At 69.2% G+C, this 25,611-nt stretch carries 20 protein-coding genes, 1 tRNA gene and 4 pseudogenes; 4 read left to right on the forward strand and 21 right to left on the reverse strand.

What is annotated here, in order from left to right; all coding sequences use genetic code 11:
• Positions 1 to 33: 33 nt before the first annotated feature.
• The 3 genes from BLW57_RS01340 to BLW57_RS01350 all read right to left on the reverse strand — a co-directional run bounded on the left by BLW57_RS01340 (position 34) and on the right by BLW57_RS01350 (position 2,777).
• Positions 34 to 1,554, reverse strand: a complete 1,521-nt coding sequence (locus BLW57_RS01340; RefSeq protein WP_093471516.1) for a DEAD/DEAH box helicase — start codon at positions 1,552 to 1,554, stop codon at positions 34 to 36.
• 301 nt (positions 1,555 to 1,855) lie between these two features.
• Complete coding sequence (locus tag BLW57_RS01345) at positions 1,856 to 2,059, reverse strand: cold-shock protein (RefSeq protein WP_093471518.1); 204 nt, start codon at positions 2,057 to 2,059, stop codon at positions 1,856 to 1,858.
• A gap of 641 nt (positions 2,060 to 2,700) precedes the next feature.
• Positions 2,701 to 2,777: transfer RNA gene (locus BLW57_RS01350), tRNA-Met, on the reverse strand.
• A 391-nt stretch (positions 2,778 to 3,168) separates the two neighbouring features.
• Here BLW57_RS01350 and BLW57_RS01355 point away from each other — a divergent pair.
• Positions 3,169 to 4,920 carry a SpoIIE family protein phosphatase gene (locus tag BLW57_RS01355; protein WP_256339333.1) on the forward strand — a complete coding sequence of 584 codons (1,752 nt, stop codon included), beginning with the start codon at positions 3,169 to 3,171 and terminating at the stop codon, positions 4,918 to 4,920.
• Between the two features lie 36 nt (positions 4,921 to 4,956).
• Here BLW57_RS01355 and BLW57_RS40810 read toward each other — a convergent pair whose 3' ends face one another.
• The 10 genes and pseudogenes from BLW57_RS40810 to BLW57_RS01405 all read right to left on the reverse strand — a co-directional run bounded on the left by BLW57_RS40810 (position 4,957) and on the right by BLW57_RS01405 (position 15,894).
• Complete coding sequence (locus BLW57_RS40810; RefSeq protein WP_143051562.1) at positions 4,957 to 5,613, reverse strand: hypothetical protein; 657 nt, start codon at positions 5,611 to 5,613, stop codon at positions 4,957 to 4,959.
• Positions 5,614 to 6,232: 619 nt separating this feature from the next.
• A complete protein-coding gene (locus BLW57_RS42965; RefSeq protein ID WP_176985399.1) occupies positions 6,233 to 6,442 on the reverse strand; it encodes a CHAT domain-containing protein in 210 nt (69 codons plus the stop codon).
• Complete coding sequence (locus BLW57_RS01365) at positions 6,439 to 7,077, reverse strand: DUF998 domain-containing protein (protein ID WP_176985400.1); 639 nt, start codon at positions 7,075 to 7,077, stop codon at positions 6,439 to 6,441. Before BLW57_RS01365 ends, BLW57_RS42965 begins: the two co-directional genes overlap by 4 nt.
• Before the next feature lie 80 nt (positions 7,078 to 7,157).
• A pseudogene (locus tag BLW57_RS42040) lies at positions 7,158 to 7,374 on the reverse strand (cold shock domain-containing protein).
• A 533-nt stretch (positions 7,375 to 7,907) separates the two neighbouring features.
• A complete protein-coding gene (locus BLW57_RS01380; protein ID WP_093471524.1) occupies positions 7,908 to 8,324 on the reverse strand; it encodes a hypothetical protein in 417 nt (138 codons plus the stop codon).
• 1,003 nt (positions 8,325 to 9,327) lie between these two features.
• Positions 9,328 to 11,280 (reverse strand): hypothetical protein, encoded by a 1,953-nt coding sequence (locus BLW57_RS01385; RefSeq protein ID WP_093471525.1) that lies wholly within the window; start codon positions 11,278 to 11,280, stop codon positions 9,328 to 9,330.
• 868 nt (positions 11,281 to 12,148) lie between these two features.
• Positions 12,149 to 12,250: pseudogene (locus BLW57_RS42970) on the reverse strand (transcriptional regulator); the annotation flags it as partial.
• A gap of 4 nt (positions 12,251 to 12,254) precedes the next feature.
• Positions 12,255 to 12,626 (reverse strand): MerR family transcriptional regulator, encoded by a 372-nt coding sequence (locus BLW57_RS01395; protein WP_218138103.1) that lies wholly within the window; start codon positions 12,624 to 12,626, stop codon positions 12,255 to 12,257.
• 26 nt (positions 12,627 to 12,652) lie between these two features.
• Positions 12,653 to 13,420, reverse strand: coding sequence for an SDR family NAD(P)-dependent oxidoreductase (locus BLW57_RS01400; protein ID WP_093471530.1), 768 nt, complete (start codon positions 13,418 to 13,420; stop codon positions 12,653 to 12,655).
• 1,019 nt (positions 13,421 to 14,439) lie between these two features.
• Positions 14,440 to 15,894 (reverse strand): RNB domain-containing ribonuclease, encoded by a 1,455-nt coding sequence (locus BLW57_RS01405; RefSeq protein WP_093471531.1) that lies wholly within the window; start codon positions 15,892 to 15,894, stop codon positions 14,440 to 14,442.
• 321 nt (positions 15,895 to 16,215) lie between these two features.
• On the opposite strand from BLW57_RS01405, the pseudogene BLW57_RS42045 reads away from it, so the two are divergent.
• A pseudogene (locus BLW57_RS42045) lies at positions 16,216 to 16,372 on the forward strand (ADP-ribosylglycohydrolase family protein); the annotation flags it as partial.
• 325 nt (positions 16,373 to 16,697) lie between these two features.
• Here the strand turns inward: BLW57_RS42045 and BLW57_RS01415 are convergent.
• The 6 genes and pseudogenes from BLW57_RS01415 to BLW57_RS01440 form a co-directional block, all read right to left on the reverse strand.
• Complete coding sequence (locus BLW57_RS01415) at positions 16,698 to 18,014, reverse strand: MFS transporter (RefSeq protein WP_093471533.1); 1,317 nt, start codon at positions 18,012 to 18,014, stop codon at positions 16,698 to 16,700.
• On the reverse strand, positions 18,011 to 18,550 hold the full coding sequence (locus tag BLW57_RS01420; protein WP_093471534.1) for an ArsR/SmtB family transcription factor: 540 nt from the start codon (positions 18,548 to 18,550) through the stop codon (positions 18,011 to 18,013). The genes BLW57_RS01415 and BLW57_RS01420 overlap by 4 nt, the downstream gene beginning before the upstream one ends.
• Before the next feature lie 171 nt (positions 18,551 to 18,721).
• The gene (locus tag BLW57_RS41155) at positions 18,722 to 18,868 is read right to left on the reverse strand and encodes a hypothetical protein (protein ID WP_176985401.1); all 147 of its coding nucleotides are present in this window, start codon (positions 18,866 to 18,868) and stop codon (positions 18,722 to 18,724) included.
• A 14-nt stretch (positions 18,869 to 18,882) separates the two neighbouring features.
• Entirely contained in the window at positions 18,883 to 19,482 is a 600-nt protein-coding gene (locus BLW57_RS42975) for a sporulation protein (RefSeq protein ID WP_093471537.1), read from the reverse strand.
• 62 nt (positions 19,483 to 19,544) lie between these two features.
• Positions 19,545 to 19,736 (reverse strand): annotated as a pseudogene (locus BLW57_RS01435) (DUF4267 domain-containing protein); the annotation flags it as partial.
• A gap of 12 nt (positions 19,737 to 19,748) precedes the next feature.
• Positions 19,749 to 20,195, reverse strand: a complete 447-nt coding sequence (locus BLW57_RS01440) for an anthrone oxygenase family protein (protein ID WP_093471540.1) — start codon at positions 20,193 to 20,195, stop codon at positions 19,749 to 19,751.
• A gap of 90 nt (positions 20,196 to 20,285) precedes the next feature.
• Here BLW57_RS01440 and BLW57_RS01445 point away from each other — a divergent pair, with 90 nt between their 5' ends.
• Positions 20,286 to 20,864, forward strand: a complete 579-nt coding sequence (locus BLW57_RS01445) for a TetR/AcrR family transcriptional regulator (RefSeq protein WP_093471542.1) — start codon at positions 20,286 to 20,288, stop codon at positions 20,862 to 20,864.
• A 536-nt stretch (positions 20,865 to 21,400) separates the two neighbouring features.
• Here BLW57_RS01445 and BLW57_RS01450 read toward each other — a convergent pair.
• Positions 21,401 to 21,571 (reverse strand): DUF5670 family protein, encoded by a 171-nt coding sequence (locus BLW57_RS01450; protein ID WP_059247750.1) that lies wholly within the window; start codon positions 21,569 to 21,571, stop codon positions 21,401 to 21,403.
• 852 nt (positions 21,572 to 22,423) lie between these two features.
• Between BLW57_RS01450 and katG the strand changes: the two genes are divergently transcribed.
• Complete coding sequence (katG, locus tag BLW57_RS01460) at positions 22,424 to 24,616, forward strand: catalase/peroxidase HPI (protein WP_093471545.1); 2,193 nt, start codon at positions 22,424 to 22,426, stop codon at positions 24,614 to 24,616.
• Between the two features lie 277 nt (positions 24,617 to 24,893).
• Here katG and BLW57_RS01465 read toward each other — a convergent pair whose 3' ends face one another.
• Positions 24,894 to 25,385 (reverse strand): SUKH-3 domain-containing protein, encoded by a 492-nt coding sequence (locus BLW57_RS01465; protein ID WP_176985403.1) that lies wholly within the window; start codon positions 25,383 to 25,385, stop codon positions 24,894 to 24,896.
• Between the last annotated feature and the right edge of the window lie 226 nt (positions 25,386 to 25,611).

Here is a 25,611-nt window from a genome sequence, read left to right on the forward strand (position 1 = left end):
CACAGGTGGATGAGTTTCCGGATCACGTGGTTCTCAGGCCGCCGCCGCGGCGAAGGTGGGCCGGCGCATGCCGGCGCGCCGGGCGGCCGAGGCGGGACCGCGGCGGCCGCGGGAGGAGGATGTGCTGCGCTTGGGGCGCTCGGACACCGGGGCCGTGATGGTGACCGGGATGCCGGAGGGGGCCTGGGCGCCGGTGATCCGGCTCAGATCTGCCTCACCCGAGCGGACCTGGGTGGTCTCGGGCACGATGCCGGCGTCCTGCATGAGGCGGTTCATGCCCCGGCGCTGCTGGGGGGTGACCAGGGTGACGACGGTGCCGGACTCTCCGGCCCGCGCGGTCCGGCCGCCGCGGTGGAGGTAGTCCTTGTGATCGGTCGGCGGGTCCACGTTGACGACGAGGTCGAGGTTGTCGACGTGGATGCCGCGCGCCGCGACGTTCGTGGCGACCAGGACGGTGACGTGCCCGGTCTTGAAGCGGGCGAGGGTGCGGGTGCGCTGCGGCTGCGACTTCCCGCCGTGCAGGGCGGCGGCTCGGACACCGGAGTTGAGGAGTTCCTCGGTGAGGCGGTCCACGGCGTGCTTGGTGTCCAGGAACAGGATCACCCGGCCCTCGCGCGCCGCGATCTCCGTCGTCAGCCGCTGCTTGTCGGGGCCCTGCACGTGCAGGACGTGGTGCTCCATCGTGGTGACCGCGCCCTGGGAGGGGTCCACGGAGTGGACGACGGGGTCGGTGAGGTAGCGGCGGACCAGGAGGTCGACGTTGCGGTCCAGAGTCGCGGAGAACAGCATCCGCTGGCCCTCTGGCCGGACCTGGTTCAGGAGCGCGGTGACCTGTGGCATGAAGCCCATGTCGGCCATCTGGTCGGCCTCGTCCAGGACGGTGACCGCGACCTGGTCCAGCCGGCAGTCGCCCCGCTCGATGAGGTCCTTCAGGCGACCCGGGGTGGCGACGACGACTTCGGCGCCGCTGCGCAGCGCGTTCGCCTGCCGGCCGATCGGCATGCCGCCGACGACGGTGACCAGGCGCAGCCTCACGGCTCGGGCGTACGGGGTGAGGGCGTCGGTGACCTGCTGCGCGAGCTCCCGGGTGGGGACAAGGACGAGCGCAAGCGGCTGACGGGGCTCGGCACGCAGGCCGACGGTGCGGGCCAGCAGGGCCAGACCGAAGGCGAGGGTCTTGCCGGAACCGGTCCGGCCACGGCCCAGGACGTCACGGCCCGCCAACGAGTTCGGCAGCGTCGCCCCCTGGATCGGGAACGGCACGGACACGCCCTGCGCGGTGAGCGCCGCCAGCAGGGTCTTCGGCATGTCGAGATCGGCGAACGCCTCGACGGCGGGCAGCGCCGGAGTGATCGTCTTCGGCAGGGCGAACTCCCCCCGCGCCGCGGCGGACCGCCGGCCCTGACCTCCCGAGCGGAGGGGAGTGCCCGAACGGCTCGGGGCGGACGACGTACCGAAGCGGCTGCCCCGAGTCGAACCGGCGGCGGAGCCGAAAGCGGGAGTGCCGGTCCGGCGGGTGCGGGAAGAGCGGCTGTTCGTACGTGTGGGGTTCATGCAGAACCTTCCTTGATACGGCACGCATCAAGGAATTCCCGCAGCGCAAGCAGCATGGGGAATCACAGGCACGGACCGAATGAAACGCGAAATCGGACGTGGCGCACGGGAATCCGTGTCGACGCAGGCATAAAGGATGCGCGCGGAAGTGAATCCGGGACATCGACGGGTACGGCTCCGAAGAGGAGACCGTGTCCCTCGACAGGGTGTTCCGGCAGGAGAACTCACTGCGGAAGCACATGCAGCTGGCGCCCGCACCCCGAGGGATGCGGGCCCCAGCTGCAAGAGATACGCGTCAGCGTCAGACGGTAACGATGTTCTCGGCCGTCGGGCCCTTCTGCCCCTGCGCGATGTCGAAGGTGACCTTCTGGCCCTCCCGGAGCTCGCGGAAGCCCTGGGCGGCGATGTTTGAGAAGTGGGCGAACACGTCAGCGCCGCCACCGTCCTGCTCGATGAAGCCGAAACCCTTTTCCGCGTTGAACCACTTCACGGTGCCAGCAGTCATGCCATATCTCCTTAGGGCAGTACATCGGCATCCGTACCGTACGGACGCCGTGTCGCCGCGATGATGCCCTGCCCGGAAAATGACCGGATATACAAAGCGCTTCGGGCGGCACATGGCCAGCAGGAGGCGCTTGAAGTTTTTGGGTACCAAAACTGCAACTAGGGTCGACAGTAGCACGCCGACGGCGGGTTGTACGCGCTGAATAATTCCCCCATGCCAGCAGCGCTGAAAATACTCCCCACCTTGACCGATAAATTCTCACTCCGCCGTGGCAGATATTGGTTTGGCCCCCGCCCGGACGGAGGAGAAAACCACTTTGACATCGCAATCGATGGACAGACCCTGATCCAACCGACAGCCCCGCAGATGAGAGCAGAAGGAAGGACGAGTACCCAGGTCAGGGGCGTGGCCGGCCAGGCCGGAACAGCGGTCGGACGGCGCCCTCGGTAGTGACGGGGACTTCCAGCGGCGAGGCCCACTCGGTCAGTTCAGGCTCCTCGCGGCTCGTGGCTCCCCCACCGAACTCGCCAAGGCCGCATAGGGCTACAGCCCCAGCTGACCACCACGCCTGAGCGAGCGTCAGAACGCAGCCGCGGGGGGAGCCCAATGGCGAAGGGGCCCACCGTTGGGGCCCCTTCTTCTGGTAGCGGGGACAGGATTTGAACCTGCGGCCTCTGGGTTATGAGCCCAGCGAGCTACCGAGCTGCTCCACCCCGCGTCGGTGGTGCCACCCTACACGGACGACGTGAGGGCGAGCGGACGCCGCGTCAGCCGTCTACTGCTGGCCGTACACGAACGTGGTCCCGGACGGAGGCTTGCCGCGCGCCAGGCGCCTCTGCGGCACGCCTGCAGCTTCGGCAGGCCGGGTCAGATCCTGGTCGACACCGCCCGTGATCGGACTCGTCTTGCCGGGGCCCGGTGGGCAGCATTGAACGCTGCTGGCCCCGGGGCGGTCGTGGCAACCGGGCAGCCGGGCTCTCGCGCGGGATTATGGGGGCGCCGGAGTTCCCTGTCTCCCCCCGGGGGGCAGGTCCCGGCGGCGGAGTGTCCGAAGGGCGGTGGGCCGTGTGGTGGAAGGTGTGGGGCGCGACGGAGAGCAGGAGAGTCGGGTGTCGGCGGCGGACCCGGGCCTGTGGCAGCGGGTGGTGGAGCAACTGGGTACGGCTGTGACGGTGGTCGACCGAGCAGGGCGGATCGTCGTCGTCAACCCCGCCGCCGAGCGGCTGCTGGGACGCCCGGCAGCGGCGTTGTACGGTCAGGACCTGCATGACCTGTGCCACCGGGACCCGGGAGGCGCCCTGATTCCACGCGAGCGCTGCCCGCTGCTGCGGGCACTGGCCGAAGGGCGTGCGGCGTACGGGGACGACGACAGGTGGCTGCGGGTTGATGGACGGCTGATCCCGGTCTCCTGGTCGGCCACGCCTCTGAGGGACGGTGGCCTCCCCTCGGGCATGGTCGTACTGGTCGTCGAAGCCGGGAAGGAGCGGCGAGGCGGTCGAGAACACGAGGAACGTGCGGAGCACGTGGAACGGGGCGAACAAGCGGAGCGAGCCGCCCGTGCGAGTGCTCTGGAGGACCTCACCGAGCGGCTGACGCTCGTTGCGGAGATCACCGACGTCCTCGGGCAGACCCTGGAGGTGGACGAGGCCCTCGCCCGGTTGAGCCGGCTCCTGGTTCCCCGTCTCGCCGACTGGGCGGCGGTGGACCTGCGGGTCGGCTCCCGCCAGGTGTACCGGGTTGCGGTGACCGGCCCCGAGGGCCGAGACACCGGACAGGAGGACTGGCGTGGTCACCTTCCGCCGGCCGGGGAAGGGGCCCGCTCGCCCCTGGTGCAGGTGCTGAGCGGGGGCGACCCCGTCCTGCAGGACCGGACGTGCGTGGACGTACCGCCGGACTCCCCCCTGGCCGCCGTCCACAGTGCCTTCCTCCGGGCGACCGGCGCAGCGTCCGTCATCACCGTCCCGCTGGGCGCCCGGGGGCACGTCACCGGCGCCCTCACCCTGGTGCGCAACGACCCGGCGCGCCCCTTCGACGACGGTGACGTGGACGTGGCGGGCGACATCGGCCGACGGGTCGGCCCAGTCATCGACAACGCCCGCCGGTTCGGCCGCCAGCGTGCCGTCGCCGAGGCCATGCAACGCAATCTTCTTCCCCCGCTGCCCCGGCACGGGCGGGTGCAGCTGGCCGCCAGGTACCAGCCCGCTCCGGCCGGCTCGCAGGTCGGTGGTGACTGGTACGACGCGTTCCCCCTGAGGGACGGCACGCTCGCCCTGGTCATCGGCGACGTCCTGGGCCACGATCTGACCGCGGCCGCCGGCATGGCGCAGTTGCAGGGCATCCTTCGTGCCCTCGCCTGGGACCGCACCGGTCCGACGGGTGCCGTCCTGGACCGGCTCGACAACGCCATGCAGGCCATCACCAGCGTGCCGATGGCCACCCTTATCCTCGCCCGGCTGGAGGGCCCCGACGCCCCCGGCACCGGCCCGTGGACGCTCCACTGGACCAGCGCCGGGCACCCGCCGCCCCTGCTGCTGACCCCCGACGGGAACGCGCAGTACCTCGAAGCCGGGCAAGGACTGCTCCTCGGGACGCATCTGGGCGTCGCCGCTCACCGGCCGAGTGCCGCCCGCGGCCTGCCGCCGGGATCCACGCTCCTCCTCTACACCGACGGGCTGGTCGAGGTACCCGGGAGCGACCTGGACACCGAGCTCGCCCGACTGCGGAACCATGCCCTCGCCCTCGCCCACGAGCCGCTGGACACCCTGTGCGACCGGCTGGCCGCCCGGATGCCCCCGGGCAGCACCGACGACATCGCCCTCCTCGCCCTGCGTCTGCCGGGTCTCCGGACCGGAGGTGAATGAGCGCTCGAATCCGCCATGCTGCGGGCGCCCGGGCGCTCAGCGATCGAGGACCAGGACGCGGCAGCGGGCCTGCCTGGGCGTCGCGCGGGCGCCCGGTACGGGTGACCGCCATCCCCAGGACCGCAGGGCCCTCAGGGTCTGTACGTCGCCGGGGGCCACCAGCGTGACGCCGAGCACCGCGCCATGGTCGGTCAGGAGCCGGCGCTGCAGGCGCCGGGCGAGATTCCAGTCACGGCCCGGGTGCTGGGCGCGTACCGAGGGCCTGACGACGATCGCGGAGACGGCGAAGAGCCTCCCGGACACGACGATCCGGCGCAGAGCGGCTGGAAGGCACCGGTCGAGACCGGGCCACCGGGGGCCATCGTCACTCACGGGGAAGCCGTAGGCGTATCCCGTCATGGTGGTGCTCTCCGCGATCAGCAGGGCGAAGCCCGGTCGCCGCAGATCCGTCACGAGTCGACGAAGGAACATTCCGCGCCCCTCGTTCCACTGCCACAGGCCCCCTCCGCAACTGTCCGCGTACAGGTCGCCGAGTTCCACCAGCCGGTCCGCGACCTGGCAGCGGGTCAGGGGGCGGAGGCACTCCCCTACCGGGGGCGATGCGGCCTTGCCCCTGGTGCGCGGTCGCTCACCCCGCTCGCGGTACGGCACTACCGCCGCAGGCCCGGACCGGTCCGGCACGTGCTCAGTCATGGAACGAACCCAGCCCCGGGAACGGACGTAACCGCAGCCCGGCGTCGTCGAGCGCCGAGAACGGCAACGACCCGGAGCCGGTGCGCGTAAAGCCCTCGGTAGACCCACCGTACTCCGGTGGCACAGGCGCACGACGGCTGTAGGCAGGGAAAGCAGCGCGCTGACGGGCAACGGTGAGCGGCGTCCAGTGCGCGCCGGATCTCCTCAGGCAGACTCTCGCTGGGGGGGCGGTGCTGCAGGCGTGTCAGAGGCTCCCTCGCCCTGGAACGTAACCACCCGCGATCAGTTCCTCACCAGCAGCTGACGTGATCCTGACAGCACCCTGCAGCGGACGACCGCTTCCGCACGATTCCTGAGCAAGACGTGAGCTTCGAGGCCAGCCGATGCAGCGAATACATGCGCCCTCGTCACCGCCGTTGGGCTCCCGCCTTCCCCAGCCGCGACTTCACGAGGGCACCTGGCGCTCCGTCCTTCTTCGGACGCCGACTCGTCTGGGCCGTCCGCGCGCTGCGCAGGGTCCAGTCGGGCACCACAGCGAGCTGGCAAGGAAGTTGGAAAGCGCTTCGTCAGGTACGTCCGGCTGGGTGTCGGGCGGTGACGGGCGGGGTTCGGGCTTGGTTCATGTGTAGAAGGAAGTCGCGATACGGGCCGAGACCACATCGTCCACCTCCCAGAGTATGCCCACCACATGGCGGAAGCCGGCCAGTTGGAGCGCTCCAGCCAGCGGCAGCGGCAGCGGCCCAGCGTGTGCACCCGGCGCGCTTGACGTAGCCCGGGCAGATCTCGAAGCCGCCCGGGCAGCCAACCAGGAAGTAGCCAGAGCTCTCAACCAGCGGAGCTGACACGCTCTGTCGGCATCACCTCTTCCAGCCGACCCGCTGGACGGATCAGGCCAAAAACGCCGACAGCCAGCGCCCAGAGCAGGAGAGGAAGAGCGGCGACCCGTTCCATACCACCCATGCCGAGACTGAGGTAGTGATGGGAGAGGAACAGCCCGAAGGCCGTGATCGCTGTGGCTCCCAGCAGGCTGGTGCCCCACCTCAGGAGAGTCGGCCCGTGTTCTGCCAGGCCGAACCCCGCCACGACGAGACCGATGTTGCCCCCTGCCATGATGAAAAGGGCGCCCACGACATGCTGGTTCTCATTGACGTCCGCCGGTGCCAGCCCGGCCAACCCGAATCCCACCCCGGCACCGGCGAGCAGCAGGCGGGCCAAGGCAGGAGCACGTCCCCTGCGCCAAAGGGCACCACCGGTCAGGGCGGCACCGACAACAAACAGCACCCCCAGGACGGCAAACGAGACATTCATCAGACCGTGTTCGGGGGAACAGATATACCGCGGTTCAGGATCTGGCTGCAGAGCGCAGTGAGCGTTACCTAAGTCGCTGATGTTGTTCCCCGCCCAGCTATACGTTCTGGCCCAAGCCGACTCGGCAATCCAGTGGATGACGAAGAACTGCGCCACGCCCACGATCCATACCAAGCACCCGATCCGGACTCGCACCGGTCCACCTTCCGCCACGCGAATACTCTGCGGACAGCCGATCATGCGGCGCCGGACTCAGACACTCCGACAAGCCCCCTGGGTGAAGGTGGGGCAGACCCGACTGTGGCCGGGCCTTTCTGACCGCCCTCGACCTCGAACTCGACGGGCTGCCCTTCTTTGGATCGCAGTGAAGTCGACGAACACATCCTTGCTGCCGTCCTCCGGGGTGATGAACCCGAACCCCTTGTCCTCGCTGAACCACTTCACAGCGAGCACAGTCCGCCTGCCATCAGCGGGCACCCCCCGAGGGCGGCGCCGAGGCTGCTTGAGCACGCCAGTGCCCGCAACATCAGGACGATGATGACCTTCCACAGCCGGGTCGAGGAGGCCGAGGCTTTCGCAGTCCATCTGCCGCAGACGGCTGGGGACCTGTATGCAGACGAGGTCACCGCCCACGCGCTCGACGAGGCCAGCCGAAGCGGAGGAAAGCCTGCCATACATTTTCCGTGCCAACGTCGTCAAGCGCGCGTTGCGCCGCCCTCAGTTCGCCCTCAAGTAGCCCCACCGCCTCGTCGACCAACGGCCTCCGCGTCATCCCCTGCCCTGCCTCATCGCAGCCGCACAGCCTACTCAACCCGGCAAAGGTTCTGCTCAGTGTGTCCCCGATCGCGAGGCGACCGCCCGTCACGGCCGGAAGTCCGCGACAGCTCAGTGACGCGGACTTCGGGCAGAGCGAGTGCCCACCCACCCCAGAGGAGCGCCGCGTCCTCGAGGATGATGCATCGGCTGCGCCCACGGCGACGCGGCAGTCATGGTTTCCGCTTGTCCAGTACACGATCGCGATATGCGCGCCAGGCGTCCAAGGCCGCGCGGGCAGAGTCAGCGGTGAGGAAGTCTCCCGACCCAGTGTCGAAGGCTCGCGCCTTCAGGGCATCCGCGACCGCGAGAGCCGCCCAGGCTGCTGGTTCGCTGTCGCCCTGGATGAACAGGCCCACCCCGGTGACCGGCGCGTCGTCAGCCTCGTTGAGCGGCGTGCTGATCGAGAAGCCCGGCCCTTCGTAGTCACCCCACCCGTCCGGTGAATACTCGATGCCCGCCCGCACGTTCGCCAGGGCACCGCGAACATCCCGGCCCGTGCCCAGACTCGGCGGATCCCAGTCATCGGGAATCTCGTCGATGGCACCAGCCTCGGGCGGAAACCGCATGATGAAGACGTCCCAGCTCACCTGCTCACGCTACGCGTCAGCACTGACACCCCTGTCGCCGGAGCATGGCCAAGAGGCGCTCGCCGCGACCCCGTCCCGCGCACCGGCCGCCAGGCCAACCGGCTCATCACCGTGCTCCGGCACGGCCGGGATCTGGACGTTGCGGCCACGGAACTCGGCATCGACCTGCGCGCTGTGTGGGCCAGGGCCCGTACCGACACCGACTGGTGATCGCTCTAGCCGGCCGGGATCCCGACGTCCCCGAGGAACGCGGCCGCACCCTGCGGGCCGACTACCTTCGCCTCCTGGACCTCGGCCCCTCCTCGGGCCGAGCGGAACTGATCCTCGGTATCAGCGGTGCGGGGGCATGGCGGGGAGACGATCCGACGTTCGCCGCCGCATGCGACGCGGTCAGCGCTGCCTCGCACCCATGCGGGGCCAGCAGGGTCATCCGGCTGACTCCCCAGCGCGGGCACCACCGTCGTCGCGGCCGCCGCCATCGGCGTGAGCAGCGCGGCGATCTACCAGCGTCGCGGCCGGGACGAGGAGTTCGCCAAGGCCATGGACGACGCGCGGGCATCCGCCCGACAGGCCGCTGCAGATCTGGCCTGACGTTCACCCACGAGACGTGCACAGCGGCGGACGGGTGGGCGAGGACCGTCCGGGAGACCGGTACTCCTGGGGCGACCGGCGACTGGATGCAGCCTCGTACAGATGCTCCGCAGCCGCTCCTGACCGCGAGCGACCAGCCGGGCGTCACGGCGTCGCGGGGCGGCTCCACGGGGCGTCGTCAAGTTAGTGAGGGGGTTGCCGGTTGGGGGTGTGGCGGGGCCGGGTGGGAGCCCTGGTTCATACAGCCACCTCGCGTGGGAGATGACCTCTGCCGGGAACCGGAACCCTTGTACGACGGCCCCGCTGACTCCACGTACGGCCCCTGCCCGAGAAGATCAGCAAACCCGGCGATCATCCTAGGCCCGAGGCCTCACTCCAGTTGACGACGCCTCGGTATCTCTTTCAGGGTGGTTCAGGCGACGGAAGGGAACTGCTCGGACGAGAAGTCCCCCTCGGACTGGTCGACTTGGGCTCTGGCCGCGGAGAGTAGTTCGGCGGCGTGCTCTGCGTCGTGCTGGCGCACGGCGCGCTCCAGCCGCACCAGCAGCCGCGAGAATTCCAGCGGGGCGTACGCGGTGGCCGCCAGACTCGCGTGACCTGCGGCGATGAGCCTGCGTGCGGAGCCGAGTACGGGAGGTTCGATGGCCGAGTCGGGGATGACCCTCGCATGGCGCACCGACGGCAGGAGGGCGGCCACGCGCGCCTCGTCGCGCTGTGCCAGAGCCGGGTAGAGGGACTCTCGCGCCTGGTTCTGCCCCGCTGTGATGCTCTTCTCGAAGAACATCTGGTCCAGCCCGGCCAGCAGTGCCGCGCCCCGCCCGAGAACGGACGCGGCGGCCTCGTCGCGGATCTGAAGGATCGTTGCGATGTTCTCCTCCTTGAACGGTCCGTGGTGCCCCGTCTGCTGGTCCATGTACCGCAGAATCTGGGCGCCGCCGACCCCCACCCCGTCGGTGCCGGTGTACGTGACGTCGGCGAGGTGGTGGAAGCGGAAGCCGGCGGAGAAATAGGTGAGGAGACCGGCCTCGTGCGCGCGGTGCACCAGGGTGACCGCCTGCTCGAAGGTGAGCTGCTCGATGACACAGCGGCTGGGGTAGGTGTCGGCCGTACCGTCCCAGGTCACCTTGTCGAACCCGGCCTCGGCGACCAGCTCGATGCCGAGCAGCCCCACCTCGAAGCGGTCGCTGATGGTCCGGGGACGTCCCGCATGGGACCGCATCGTCACGGGTCGGTCGTCAACGATGGGTGTGTTGAGGTTGAAAGCGGCGGCCAGGGCCTGGGTGTGGCGGTTGCGCCGCACATTCCCGGCGATGGCGCGCATGAAGTCGATCGCCTCGGTGGCGGTCATCCGCTCCATGGCCAGCTTGCACTCGGTCAGGCCGTCCATGAACAGCGCGGAGCATGCGGCGGACACGGTGTGCACGGTCTTCAGCAGGGAGTCGGCGACATTGCCCTCGAACATGGGGCGGCCCACGTAGGAGGAGACCGGTGCCGTCGTGCCGGTGTGCAGGCGAACCCGGGAGATCGACTGCGGTGCCGGGATCCGGTAGGGCTCCACGGCCTCACGGTCCTGTGCGTCGCCCCGCTCGAGGTGCTCGATGTGCACGATCACCCCTCGGAGGTTCTCGCTGCGCCGTGTGGTGCCGAGGAGGTGCCCTTCGCCAGGGTCGGTGATCGACATGTAGCTCTGGGTGTCTCGGAAGCCGGGGCTGCTCCAGGGGCGGACGGGCAACGGCACTCGCTCACCGTCCGAGGCCAGTGTGTAGGCGAGGTGTATGGCGAGGACCTCGTCCTCGCTGAGTGCCCTGCCGCGTTCGCGGGCCGAGACGAGACACCTGGACACAGCGGTCAGATAGTCATCACTGTCCAGGTCCGTTCGCTCAGGCCAGTGCACGGACACCTGGTCCTGCGCCCGCGAGCGGACATGGACTTCCGCCGCGTCCTCGGTTGCGACGATGCGGAAATCTCCGTCGTCCGGCGGCTCGGTCCCGCTCGTCCCGTGCTCGATGACGTACAGCCGGCGGCACTGCTCCTTCAGCGTGTCGAGCCCCTGCTGCCGGTCCGAGACAATGGGCAGAAGAGCTGCCATCTGATCGGCGAATTCACCTGCCTCAGCGGGAAAGTCCTCCAGCAGCCCCGCCACGAGTTCCTCGACTCGTGTACGCAAGCTCACTATGTCGTCCGGCCCGCGCAGGGCGAACGGGCGGCGTTGTACGTAGCTCTCGTCGGTGCGGTGACGCGTGGTCAGGTCGGTGCGCTGCCAGGCACATAGGTTGATGGCGTACTCCAGTACCGCTCGGCGCACCGCTCCGTGCGTGAAACGGCGGATGCGCCCTTCGTGGTGGGTGTGAACGTCACAGGGCATGGTCTTGTCCTTCAGGAGGGGTATTCCGACGTCGTTCGGATTTCGGGGTCGACGGTCGGCGGATCGGTGCGAGGATGGCCGTCGTCCCGGGGCATCCGGCGATGGCGGTAAGAAAGATCCCCTTCCGCCTGACCTACGGAGCGCATGTCCTACGAGCCCCGCACATCAAGTAGGCCCCGCCGGCGAAACCGACATGCAGGAGCCGCGGACGTAGTTGACGTGGGGCGATGCCTCCAGCGGCAGCGCCGGCACGTCGTCTGGCAGGCCCAGGACGGGACAGTGCACGCACAGGCGTCACAGGAGACCGGTCAGTCGCTCCTGCGTCGAGGTCCTGCCGGACGGCACCCAGGTGAATCTGGGGTGTACGACCGAGGTACCCACCGGCAGAGCCCCCGGCCGACCCCCCGGCGCAGCTCGAGCAGCAGGACGAGCCCCGTGGACCCCAGCACACCGGCTGAGAGCGACGACGGCGGTGAAGCCGGGCTCTGGCCTTCTCCTCGAGGGCACAGGGTCACCCGCCATCGTGCACGTCGAATGTACGCGATAGGTACGCTGAACGTCTGGTTCAGACGGCCGCCGAGGCGGGGCGCGTACGCGCGCCTGCTCAGGCAACTCACACAGCTCTACCCCGCCGCGGAGCACAGGAACACCGCTCCCCCCACAGCGCGGAAGGCGCCGCCTGCGCCCCCCCGTCCGGAGCCCGATGCTGCGGCCCCGGCCGCGTCCGACCAGCGCTGCCCGGGCCGGCGACGGCCTCACGCCGCCCGGCCGCGAAGGAGGCGGCCCCGGCGAACCCTGCCCGCGGCCGGCGGCGCGTACGCGCACGGTCCGCTGCTCGTCCTCGAACGCGGACGCCGACCGGAACGTCGCCGGTTACGGCGACGGCGCCGTTGGCGCCGGCGGTGAACGCCAGGTTCACGTCGAGGCCGACCAGGTGGCGCTTCGTGCACTCTGCGTCGGTCAGGAGGCGGCCGTCAGGCTCCTGGGCGGACTTGGCCACCGACTGCCTGTTGCAACGCGGTTTGGAGCCGGTCGCGGGCCTCGGTCTGCGCGGCGATCCGTTGGTTGAGGACTGCCAGACGTTGCAGCGCGACCCGCAGGCCCCCGTCCGAGGGCGGTGCCGCCGCCACATCACCGTCCAGGCACGGCAGGAACACCCGCACGTCGTCCAGGGTGAGCCCGGCGGCCAGTAGGTAGCGGATGTTGCCGACTCGCACCACCGCCCGCTCGTCGTAGACGCGGTAACCGTTGGAGGCCCGTTCGGAGGAGATCAGCCCGGCCTGCTCGTAGTGCCGCAGCGCACGAGCGGTCGTCCCGGTTGCCCTGGCCAGCTCACCGATCCGCACCCGTCCCACCTCCCGGGCCACTCCTATCACGCCACGACCGCTCCGCCGTCGACCGGGAGCACCACTCCGGTGACGAACGAGGCGCCCGGGGCGGCAAGCTGGGCGATCGCCCAGGCCACCTCCTCGGGGCGGCCAATCCGGGCCAGCGGGGTGTGCGCCAGTTGCCACTCCCGCACTGCGGCCATCCGCTCCGGCGTCAGACCCTGGTGCTCCCCGATGGGAGTGTCGATCGCGCCGGGCGCGACTGCCACCACCCGGACCCCGCGGGGTGCCAGCTCAACCGCCCAGCTGCGGGTCAGCAGCTCCAGAGCGGTTTTCGTCGCCGCATAGACCGAGCTGCCCGGCCAGGCCCGCTGTCCCACCGATGTACTGACATTGACGATCACCCCGCGCGACGCCTCCAGGAGCGGCAGCACGGCCTGAGCCAGCAGTATGGGGGCGACGAGGTTGGTGGCGAGCTGAGCCTCGATCATCTCGGGCGTCAGCGTGCCCAGAGCGCCGCTGCGCACGATGCCGGCGTTGTTGACGAACACGTCCAGCCGACCGTGTATCTCCCGTACGGCCTCGACAATGCGATGGGGCTCGCCCTCGGCAGTGATATCAGCGGCCAGCGGTGTGATCCTGGCGTCCCCAGCAGCGGTCTCCTCGAGCGGCCCGACTCGCCGCCCGATCGCGACTACGTGGGCGTCCTCGGCGGCGAAAGCACGGGCAGTGGCCCGGCCGATCCCGGTCCCGGCTCCGGTGACGGCGACGATCCTGCTGGTACGCGGTGCGGTGCAGTTCATGCCGGTCATCGTCCAACCCTGCCGCCAGCGACAAGGTCAAGCAGCGCCTACCAGAAGGCAGTCACCGCCGCTGGTTGCCGTGGGCGTGGAGGCCCGTCCCGCGGGCGGGGCCCTCCGAGAAGACGGCCTGTCGGCCTCAGGCGGGAATGGGAGCAACGCCTCCTGCCTCACAGCCCGGTACCTCGGCGAGCGACCGCGCGGTGAGACATGGGCGCATGTGCGGCCGATACGTCTCCACCCGGCGCCCGCAGGACGTCGCCCCCACCGACGACGTCTGGACGGTCCTGGAGCGCACCCCGCCTGCGGCGGTGTGCGTTCCCGCACGTTGCGTCTGAGGCGTGCCACCGCTGTGCAGCTTCACCGCCCGGCCCTGCAGCCCGACGGCCGGTGCGGGCAGACCGACCGGACCGATTCCCAGCAGACCGACTGGACCGATTCCCGAGGCCCATGCGCGACGCACGGCCGGCCCGCCGACCAGCGCACGGCCGGACACGCACGGCCGGACGCAGACCGCCCCGCACCCCGGAAGTACCGGGGCGGCCGTAAGGCAGGCGGGGCGTGTCGGCAACAGAAGCTGGCCGTCCTGCGCGCAGGCGTAGCGGGCGTGCTCCTGTACGGCCATGGGGTGGAGTGGTGAACGACGGGCGCGCGAGGCCGGTGGACGGCGTGCCAGCAGCGGGCACGCCCGCCGGACGGCGCCCGACGGCGCGGCCGGGAGCGTGGGGCCCTGGCGGCGCGGGACGGCCGAATGCCGGGAGGCAGGTGTTCGGGCGCCGCCGGACTGGCGCGGCCGCCGGACGATGCCGGGGTGAGGGTGGGCTGTCGGCGGTTACCGGGGCAAGGACGCGCGGCGGAGGCGGTGTTGGCATCTGCCTCCCGGCGTGGGGCCACCCCGCAGCCCGTTCCGGCGGCACCACGCCATGCTCGGCATCGCCCGGATGCACAACCTCGCCCTCGCCGGACAGGTCGCAGGTGGCACGATGGCCCGCCATGCCCGAGGCGGCTCCAAGATCTTTACGGGACACCCCTTAGGGCACGGTGAAGAGGACCTTGTCCTCGTCCGCGGCGGGGTCCGCCTGCTTGAGCCTGGCCCTGATGCTGGATCCGAGCTGCAGATCCAGGCCATTGGTCGAGACGACCTTGGCCAGCACGGCGGGGTCGGCCAGCCACACTTTGCCCTCGCGCGGCCTGCCCCGCTCCACGTCGGTGTCGACGACCGCGGCGTCGAACACCTCGCCCACGCGGTCCTTGAGCACCGCGGCCTCGGCCAGGTCCACGGTCTGCCGGTCCGCCAGGCCGCCCTTCCCCCGTGCCGTGTCGCACGGGATGCAGGACAGGGCGTCGAGCACCCAGTTCGGCGGGGCCTTGTCCGCGCACGCCATCACGCACAGCTCACCGGTGTACCGGTCGACCAGGCGCCGCAGCGGAGCCGTGCAATGGGTGTACGGGGCCGCGATCGCTGCGTGCATCGTGTACGCCGGCTTCTGGTTGTCGCGGAACACGGTGTACTCCGCCTTGAGCATCGTGCTCGTGGCCTCGGTGAGGAAGGCCATGTGCTGCTGGTTCTGGGGATCGAGCTTGCGGACCAGCGTGGCGTACGAGATGCCGGGCCGCCAGGCGATGCCCAGGGCCTTCGCGATGTCGTGCAGGCGCTTGATCACGTTCTGATCGGCCTGCTCCTTCTGGGTCCGCAGGATGCCGGTACCCGTGTCGAGCATGATCTGGGCCGCGGACATCCCGGTCATGAGGGAGATCTGCTCGTTCCAGCCCTCGACCGGCAGCGTCGCCACGTAGCGCAGCCGGAACGATCCGTCCTCCAGGGTGACCTCCTGGTCCGGCAGATTCACCGAGATGCCGCCGCGCGTGATTTCGACGGCCTCCCGAAGCTCGCCGATCTCGCGCAGCAGGGCGAGGGACTCCTCCGCCGTGCCGTTCTCGATGGCCTGCTGGGCGCCGGCGTAGTCGAGCTGGGCCCGACTTCGGATCACGGCCCGGCTCACGGACGAGTCGGTCAGATTGCCGTGGGCGTCGAGGTCGTGCTGCCACAACAGGGCGGGGCGGTCCTTGTTCGGCAGCAGGCTGGCCGCGCCCTCGGAGAGGACGGGCGGGTGCAGGGGCACCTTGAGGTCGGGGAAGTACAGCGTTTCGATCCTGTCGTGCGCCTCGATGTCCACAGGGCTGCCCGCCCTGACGAAGGTCGCCACGTCCGCGATGGCGTAGTACACGCGGTAGCCGCCACCGGGCCGCCGTTCCAGGTGCATGGCCTGGTCGAGGTCCTTCGAGGTCGGCGGATCGATCGTGAAGAACGGCAGGTGGGTAGCGTCCTTGTCGGGCAAGCGCGCCTCACCCGCGGCCTTGTCGGCCGCTTTGAGTACGCCCTTGGGGAAGCTCAAGGGGACCTTCAGCTCCGCGCGGAGTTCCTCCAGCGCGGTGCGCAGAGCGTCCTGGGCCTCGGCAGACATGTGCATCGGGCGGCGTTGCATGCCCCGAGCGTAGGGCGGCGGTCACGAACCGGCGCGGCGAGCGGGGCCGGGCGGCGTAGGGGAACAGCGCTGGTCCCCTGCGGACCGGCAGAGGAAGCGGCGCAGGGGCGCAGCCCGCAGACAGATGAGGCGAGTGGTCCCCCTCCTGGTGGGCCGTCGGTGGACGCACCGCGGAACGGCTGGCAGACGGCGGCCTCATGAAAGACGAACCGGCCGCGCGCGGCGCCCGCTCGGCCTCCGACGTGAGACTCACGGGAGGCCCCGCACACGAAGGCTCGAGTGCGCGGGGCCCGGGAGGCGCGTGGAGAACGTGGAGTAAGTGCTCTCCAGGCAGGCCTCACAGGGGCCTACTACGGGCTGGATGCAATCCCCACCCGCTGGACCCAGCCGCACCCCCATGTCCCACCTCCCAGGATTCGACGGACGGGTGCTGCACCTGGCGGATCTCCTCCACCTTGCACACCGCCTCGGAGACTGAACCGGGTGCTGCTCCGCACTCCCCCACCGGCTATGGCCCTCCACCGCAGTTCTCTGGCCAGTGGCTCCGCCATGGGGACCGGTCGAGACAACGCAGCATCCGCAAGAGGCAGTGGAAGCGCCACTCCGCGCCGAGGGCCACGACATCAAAGGGCAAGGAAGTGGCCCGCCTCTCCTCGCTCATGGACCGCACATCGACTTCCCGGGCCGCCCCCTCTTCACCATCAAGCCCGGCGGACCCGGGCAGGGCCTGTGCCCTTTCCGCTACCCAGAGCTGTCGAGGACGACAAGGATCGACGCGGCGAACCCTGCCCGCCGAGCCGGGCTCAGCACTGGTTCAACGACCTCGCTGAGTCCTGTATGGCACCCTCCTGCACGGGATCGCAGGATTGCGGGCGCACTGGATCATCGGCCGGGGCGGCGGCACGCAGCGCCGCCTCGACCCGGCGGTTGCTGGTCATGGTCGACGTGACTGCGGTCATGGTGAGGAGGAGGCCGGCAGCGGTGAAGAGCGGGGTGCGTACGTCGTAGGTGGTGGCCAACCAGCCGCCGAGGAAGGCGCCGAACGGGGCCGCGCACATGGCGAGCATGCGGGAGGTGGAGGCGACCCGGCCCATCAGGTCGGCGGGGACGATCGCCTGTCGGAGGGAGGGGCCGAGCACCATCGTGGCGCCCATCCCCGCGCCGCAGACGGCGAGCGCGAGGCCGGCGACGTACGGGTTCGGGGCTGCGGCGAGGCCCAGGACGGCGAGGCCCTCGACTGCGGCCGTGCAGGTCAACGCGGTGCCGGTGCCGAGTCGTCGGCCAAGGAAGGAAGCGATGCCCGCGCCGAGCAGACCGCCGGTGGCCTCCGCCGTGAGGAGCAGGCCGAAGCCGAAGGTCTGGATGCCGAGACGATCGTGCGCGAAGAGGGCGAGTACGGTCTCCACGGCGAGGAAGGCGATGTTCCCGACCGCTGGACGCAGCGCGAGCCCGAGCAGCAACCGATCCCGGAACACGTACGAGGCGCCGGCCCGCGCTTGCCGCAGCAGCGACTCACGGGCCTGTGGTACGGGACGGGGTGCAGCGGGCAGCGACCGTACGAGCAGTGCGGAGAGCGCGAACGACACCGCGTCGGCGAGTAGCGGAACCGCCCGCCCGACTGCGAGCAGGGCGCTGCCCGCGGGCGGCCCGGCGAAGCCGGACGCGGCGGTCTGGGTGCCGCGCAGGCGGGAGTTGGCGCGCTCCAGGAGCGCGGGGTCGCGGCCGAGCAGATCCGGCAGATAGGCCGTAGCAGCCGTGTCGAAGAAGAGTCCGCCGAGGCCTAGGCTGAAGGCAAGGGCCGCGAGCAGTGGAACGCTCAGCACGTTGAGTGCGGCCGCTGCCGCCGGTATCACGAGCAGTAACGCACGCGCCGCGTCCGTGACCCACATCGTGCGCCGGCGGTCCCAGCGATCCACCAGCGCACCGCCGAGCACCCCGAAGAGCAGCCACGGCAGGGTCCCCGCGGCCGTGACGACGGCGAGCGCCATCGGATCCCGCGTCAGCGTCAACGCCAGCAGCGGCAGCGCGGCATGCGTGACCCCGTCACCGAGTGAGGACACCGTCTGCGCAGTCCACAGCCGCCCCAACCCGGTCGGCAACTTCCGGACGTCTGAGGTCACTTGGCGTCCCCCTGGGCCTGCTCGCGCGATGCCGGGTGGAACAGTGCGAAGACGAGTGACGCGTCCGGCAGCGACGGATCCGACAGCTCCCGGTATTCGTCCGCCAGCGCCTGCAGCCGCGCGCCCAGTTCCGCGAACTGCTCCTCGGTCAGCCGCAGATGCGCCATCCGCACGTGCCGTGCACCATCCGTCGGCGCCGCCTCCAGGTCCGCCACCGCATGCCGCATCAGCACATCCGGCCCGCCCTCCCCCGGATCCGGGAGCACGATCGCCCGCGCGGCCATGGCGTAGTACCGCTCGGTGACCCCTCGGACCTTCCGCGTCCGCACCACCTTCACCAGGCCGGCTCGCTCGAGCAGCCGTACGTGGTAGCTGGAACTCCCCTTCGCAAGGCCCACTCGCTCGGCGATCTGCGTGATCGTCGCGGGCTCGAAGCGGAGTACGGCCATGATCCGGTGACGCGTGAGATTGGAAACGGCGCGTAGCTGTTCGTCCGTGGTGACGTGCAGCGCCTCGGGAAGATCATCGGTAGGCATGGTCTCAATGGTCAACGATTCTTGACCATTGGGCAAGGGGGTTTCATTCCCGGCTTCCGGAATCAGCTGTTCAGCAGGTGCGGCGATGGAAGGCCCACCTCACCCTGAGGCGGCGAAGGTGGAGGGTCAGACCGCCCTCACCTGGCGCAGGCAATCGGCCACCAGCCGGTTTCAGTCGGTACGGTCAAGATCGTGGTGCGCCACGACGAAACGGCTGGCCGGGGGCTTCTCTTCCCAGGATTGGACGCCGTGGCCGGACCGGCGCAGCAGGACCTCGCAGCCGACCGCGTTGGTGAGGAGGACGAGTTCGAGGTCCATGCCGACCCCGTCCCTCACACGGTCCCGCAGTTCGAGCATCTGGTAGAAGTCGTAGGGCTGGTCGATGTCCGGGATCCACTCCTCGTCAACCGCCCTGCCTCGCAGGTGTATCCGTGCCCGGAGAAGGGTTCGAGAACCGCCTCGTGCAGGGGCAGAGGCGAGACGTGCAGCAGGGCCTCGTCCGAACCGGTTCTCGGCGCAGTGTCGTCCACGCGCGTCCGCAGTTCCAGGACGACTCCCAGTGCACGCCCCGCCATTTCGGTGAACGGCGTCGCCCAGGGCTGCCGGACCGCGAACGGCACGACGACCTCCTCGCCCCTGGACACCGTGAAGGGGCCGTCCGCATAAGCACGGTTGACCTCGTCGTCCCCCGCGCGGACTCCGGGGGCGGCAGGCCATACGCGAGTACCTCGAAGGAGAAGCCCTGGATCTCCGTGGCGAGCAAGCCGCCTCGCACCGCCACCTGTCCGGGGACCACGTCTCCAGGACGGATGACTCCGGCGAACACTTGGGCGTCGACGTCCACCGGACGCCCGCGCGCGCAAGTATTCGAGTGCACATCTTCTCCGTAGCCTGCACCCATCCTTGCTGCTGCGGCGTCGTGTCCGCTTCATCTACCGCGGCTGCCCCTTTGGCGGGGCTTTCTTCTCTTCGGCGGCACCTTCTCCCGGAAGAAGAGGACGGTGGCCACGGAGCCGTGGTGGGCCAACACGTTGCTCAGATCGCCGTACACGGCGAGAGCCTCCACCAGCAACACCCAGCCCAGCGCCCGGCGATGACCCGCCACCAGCAGAACGCACAGGACCAAGGCCAAGACGACGTCACGGATTCCCTTGATGACCAGGAAGCCGTGGCCGTCGCCGTCAGGGCACCGGTGGTTTCAGGAGCGAGCGGCGACCAGCAGGGTGAAGGCGGCGATGATGACGGCGACGCGGACGTAGTGGTAGCGGTTCCAGCGGTGCAGCTGCTGCTTCCAGTCGGCGGGCCGGTTGTCGGGGGTCCAGGTCTTGTTTCGGTTGTTGATCGGGACGAGCAGCAGGATCGACATGACCACGCTGAGGATCAGAAGTCCGGCGGCGATGACGACGAGTACGGCGCCGTGATGGTGCCATCCGGCGACGGCCCAGATCGCGCTGAGGACGACCGAGCCTATGTACCAGAACGGCATCAGGGCGCCGAGCATCCGGCCGCCGTGGGCGTGGCCGAGCTGGCCGCTGTCCTCGGGAAGCGCGTCCAGGATCCGGTTCGTGATGAAGGCGACGCAGAACTCCACCCCCACCATCAGGCCGACGATCACGGTGGTGACGACTTCAAGGGTGTTGAGCATGACGATCCCTCCGCTTTCTAGCATTGCTAGCCGACAGGGCAACGCTAGTACTGCTGCCGCTCGGTTGTCTAGCAGTGCTAGGATCGATTCATGTCGGTAAAGGAACGCAAGGAGCGCGAACGGGCGGAGCGCGAACGCCTCATCGTGGCGACAGCCCGCGAACTCGCCGAGCAGCAGGGCTGGGATGCAGTTACCACCCGCCGGCTCGCCGAGCGCATCGAATACAGTCAGCCCGTCCTCTACAGCCACTTCCGCGGCAAACGGGAGATCATCGGAGCCGTCGCACTGGAGGGCGCCGCCGAAATGGCCACGGCGGTGCGGGCCGCGACCTCCGCCGAGGACGACCCGCGCGCCCGGATCGCCGCCCTGGCCCGCGCCTACCTCGACTTCGCCGCACGCAACCCGGCGGTCTACGACGCCTTGTTCCAGCTCGACGGCGGCCTCGCGTACGCCCAGGAGGACACCCCGGAGCCTTTGAAGGACGCCTTCGCCGCGCTGATGGAGAGCCTGGGCGAGGTCGCCGGGGACGGCGTCGATCCGGGGTTGTTCACTGAGGTGTTCTGGGCGTCCCTGCACGGCCTGGCGACCCTGACTCGCGCGGGCCGCCTGCTGCCCGAGTACGCCGAGTCCAGGGTGGAACTGCTGGTGGACCGGCTCGCCATGGTCTGACACCCCCGGCCCACGGGCACGCAGCCGGGACCCTCGGGCCCCGCCGCCTGCCTGCGCAACGCATCCGCCCACTCGCGTCCACACGGCGCAGCCGCAGATCGCCGGGCCCCGCTGGGCATCTTCAAACAGGCGGCCGTTCTGCTGGCCGTCACTAACTCTGTTGCCATTCTCAGAGTTCGACTTCACCACGACGCTGCGTTCATCCCGAACGCCTGTCGTCTTGGTGTGGTCGTGGTGTAGGAGAAACGGCAGGTCATGCCTTAGCCCAGTGCGCGCGGCGCGGCGGGGAACGGGCCGGGTCGGGGGGCGTGTTGGTCGCCGCCGTAGACCCGGCCAGTTTCAAGTGAAGAAGATGGCCCGCCCTCACGGGGGTTGAGCTCGTCCGCGTGATGGCTACCCTCGTCACGAGTGACTCGCGGCCCTCAGGGAACGCTCGCCTGCTGCGGGCACATATGGGAGTGGGGCCCGGCCGTATCCGGCCGAGCCCCATCACCTCTCGCGCGTGGCGCGTTCCTGGCGCCGGATGTGTCCGTCGCCTACCAGCGGTACCAGCGGCCCTTACGGCCGCCACTGTCCGCGGAACGGACGACGAAGCCCAGCAGCCACACGACGAGCACGATCACCGCGATCCACCACAGCGCCTTCAATGCGAAACCCGCACCGAAGAGAATCAGAGCCAGCAGAAGAACCAGAAGCAGGGGAACCATCGTTATCAACCTCCTGGCCACCAGATGCCCTCACCTCTGACTGACAAGCCCACAAGATGCGAGTTACTTCCGCGGGGAACGGGGCATATGCGCGGGCGCCGCCAGCCACGCATGGTTCCCCCAGCCCCACCCCTCACGCACCGCCGCACCGACACGTCGGCTGTGGTGGGCGGACCGGTGGCCAGGGTGGAGTGGGCCTTGCTGTCGAGCCTTGCCGCTCAGGCGCACCGGTCGGAGGCATCACGGCTGAGGCGCTGGTAGCGAGTGGCTTGCCGCACCCCAGGACGGCGGAGGTGTCACAGGCCGATGTCGCTGCGCGGCCGGGTCGGCCTGTGGCGGAAGTACTGGGAAGCCACCCTCCGCGACTGCCGCCGATGGGGCGCCGGCCTCCACCCCGCCGTCCAGGCCGTAGCCACCAGGCGCAACCTCGCCATGAAGGAAAACCGCAGGCCGGCCATCGTCCAGACCCGCCCGTCCACCAAGCCATTCGCAACACCCTCGCAAGACCCATTAGGCGCCGACAGCCGACGCACTGTACGTCGGGGACATGGCAGGCATCCCAAATCGCTCCGGCGAGTCCGGGCCGGCGTATGCGGCTCGGCGTGCCTCAAAAAACTGCCACGGAGCGGAAAAACCGCCTTCTGTCTCACATCTGTCATGCGGGGTGCTCCGCGTGTTTCATAGAGGTGTGGCCTGCGGTGCGCGACCATATGGATGCGGCACAGCACAATTTCCAACCGGTGAGCGCCGAGGCGCGCTGATTGTGTGGGTCGATGTACTCGACACCAGCAAGCAACGACGTAAAGGGCGGCAGCCGGCAGGAGGAACACCGACACAGGAAGAAGGACGGGCATGTCCGGCAGTGAAAGTGAGAATCCAGCAATCCCTTCGCCGACGCCCACACCGAGTCGGCGGCCCAGGACGAACCGGGACTGGTGGCCGAATCAGCTGGACCTCCAGGTTCTCCATCAGCACTCGCCCCGATCCAATCCGATGGACGAGGACTACGACTACGCGGAGGAGTTCGCGACCCTCGACGTGGACGCGCTCAAGCGTGACGTCTTCGAGGTGATGACCACATCCCAAGACTGGTGGCCCGCGGACTACGGTCACTACGGGCCGCTCTTCATCCGTATGAGCTGGCATGCCGCGGGAACGTACCGTATCGAGGACGGCCGTGGCGGTGGCGGCAGCGGCGCACAGCGCTTCGCCCCCCTCAACAGCTGGCCGGACAACGCGAGCCTGGACAAGGCCCGCCGTCTGCTGTGGCCGGTCAAACAGAAGTACGGCCGGAAAATTTCCTGGGCCGATCTTCTGGTCTTCGCCGGAAATTGCGCCATGGAATCCATGGGGTTCAAGACGTTCGGGTTCGGATTCGGGCGACAGGACATCTGGGAACCCGAGGAGATTTTCTGGGGGCCCGAGGACACATGGCTCGGAGATGAGCGCTACAGCGGCGACAGGGAACTCACCGGTCCTTTCGCCGCCGTACAGATGGGACTGATCTACGTCAATCCGGAGGGGCCCAACGGAAACCCGGACCCGGTGGCCGCCGCCCTGGACATTCGAGAGACGTTCGGGCGCATGGCGATGAACGACGAGGAGACGGTCGCACTCATCGTCGGCGGCCACACCTTCGGCAAGTGTCACGGTGCGGTCGAAGCCAGCTACATCGGCCCGGAACCCGAGGCCGCCTCCATCGAGCAGCAGGGACTCGGCTGGCGGAACACATACGGCACCGGCTCGGGCCCCCACGCGCTCACCAGTGGTCTCGAGGGCGCATGGACCGCTGAGCCCACCAAGTGGGACAACGGGTATCTGGACAATCTCTACGGGTACGAGTGGGAGCTGACGAGCAGCCCCGCCGGCGCCCATCAATGGACTCCCTCGGATCCCGCGGCCGTGAGCACCGTACGCGACGCCCATGATCCGTCGAAGCGGCACGCTCCCATGATGCTGACGACGGACCTCGCGCTGAAGGTGGACCCGGTCTACGCGCCGATCACCAAGAGGTTCCACGAGAACCCGGACGAACTCGCGGTCGCGTTCGCCAAGGCGTGGTACAAACTGCTGCACCGCGACATGGGACCCCTCTCGCGATACCTCGGTCCGTGGATTCCCGAGCCGCAACTGTGGCAGGACCCCGTTCCCGGCGTCGATCACGAGCTGGTCGGGGACGAGGACATCGCCGCCCTCAAGGGCAGGATCCTCGCCTCAGGCCTTTCCATCCCCCAGCTGGTCACCACCGCCTGGGCGTCGGCGGCAAGCTTCCGCGGCACCGACAAGCGCGGCGGGGCGAACGGAGCACGGATCCGGCTCGCTCCGCAGAAGGACTGGGAGCTCAACGACCTCCCCGAGATCTCCGAGGTACTGCGCACGCTCGAGCAGATCCAGCAGGACTTCAACCTCTCCCAGACCGGGGGAACGCGGGTCTCCCTCGCAGACCTGATCGTCCTCGGCGGGAGCGCGGCCGTCGAGGAGGCAGCGAGGAACGCCGGGTACGACATCACGGTTCCGTTCGCACCGGGGCGTACGGACGCCTCACAGGAGCAGACGGATGCGGCGTCGTTCGCCGTGCTGGAGCCCAAGGCGGATGCCTTCCGCAACTACCTTCCCGCCGGTGAGAAGCTGTCGCCGGAGACACTCATGCTGGACCGCGCCAACCTGCTGACGCTGACCGCTCCCGAGATGACGGTGCTGATCGGTGGCATGCGGGCAATGAACACCGGCTTCAAGGGGTCTCCCCACGGGGTCCTGACCCACCGGCCGGGAATCCTGACCAACGACTTCTTCGTCAACCTGCTCGACATGGGCACGGAGTGGAAGGCGTCGACTGCGGACGAGAACGTGTTCGAGGGTCGGGATCGCGCCACCGGCGAGGTCAAATGGACCGCTACCGCCGTCGACCTGGTCTTCGGTGCGCACTCCCAGCTCCGCGCCCTCTCGGAGGTCTACGCGGCCCAGGATGCGAAAGACAAGTTCGTACGTGATTTCGTGGCAGCGTGGAACAAGGTGATGAATCTCGACCGGTTCGACCTCGCCTGAGCCGGGCGTCCCGGGCGGTCCTCATCGGCCGCCCGGGACGTGGCGAAGAGCGGCGCTCTGCGTCCCTGAGTCAGGTGTCTCTCGGCAATTCGCCGGCGCCATGGCCGTAGTGACAAAGGCTGTCGAGGGAGCACGCCGAGGGTCAGCTTGGGTCGGTCACACCAGCGGCCCCGCCGGAGAGCATTCCGGCGGGGCCGCTGACGCATTCGGAAGATCCCCTGCAGAGCCCGAAGGTGAATCTGCGTCTGCTCGATCCGGAGATCCAGGGGCGTGAGCCCTATTTAGGCCACGGCTTCATCCCGTTCGGTGCATGAACGCAGATCAACGGGCGATCCGCGCTCACCATGAGGTCCAACCCCTCGCCAGGTGTGCTTCCAAGGCTCCATATCAGGCCGTTCGCGTAAGCGGCTACTGCACCGTCCTGCCGCATGAAGACGTGCGAATAGCTGAGCCACCAGCCGACGGGAAACCACGAGCCGCCGATGACGGAACCGATCACCGACGCTTCGTCCTGATGCCTCCCGCCGACCCCCACTGCGTCGACGAAGAACGGTTCACCGTTGATGAAGTTGGGGCCGTCCTCACGGGCCGGTCCGATCTTCAGTCCCCGGAACGATGCGAGGAAGTCGGTCGTCACTGGACTGGGAACGTACCCCTGCCCCTCCAGGGACTGGACGTCGGAGGACACGTCGACACATCGCCCGGGAAACCAGCCGGCCAGCCGCAGGGCGGCCATCGTCGTAGGAGTCAATCCGGAGGTGAAGTCCATAGGCCTGCCGCTCGCTAGTAGTTCACCCCCAGACTGTCCATGACTCGCCGGCATGCCTTGCACGGAGTCGCAGGGGCACCATGGTCGCCCTTGGGCGTATCGCTCACATGTACCGTGGACATGTTCCCCCCTCGGATTCCCGGCTCGTCCTCTCTTGCGTACGCCTTGCTCAGGCACTGCATCTCGGCACATCCACCGTTCATAGGGTGGTCCTGCTGATCGAGAA

The organism is Streptomyces sp. 1222.5 (assembly GCF_900105245.1).
GTDB classification, from domain to species: domain Bacteria; phylum Actinomycetota; class Actinomycetes; order Streptomycetales; family Streptomycetaceae; genus Streptomyces; species Streptomyces albidocamelliae.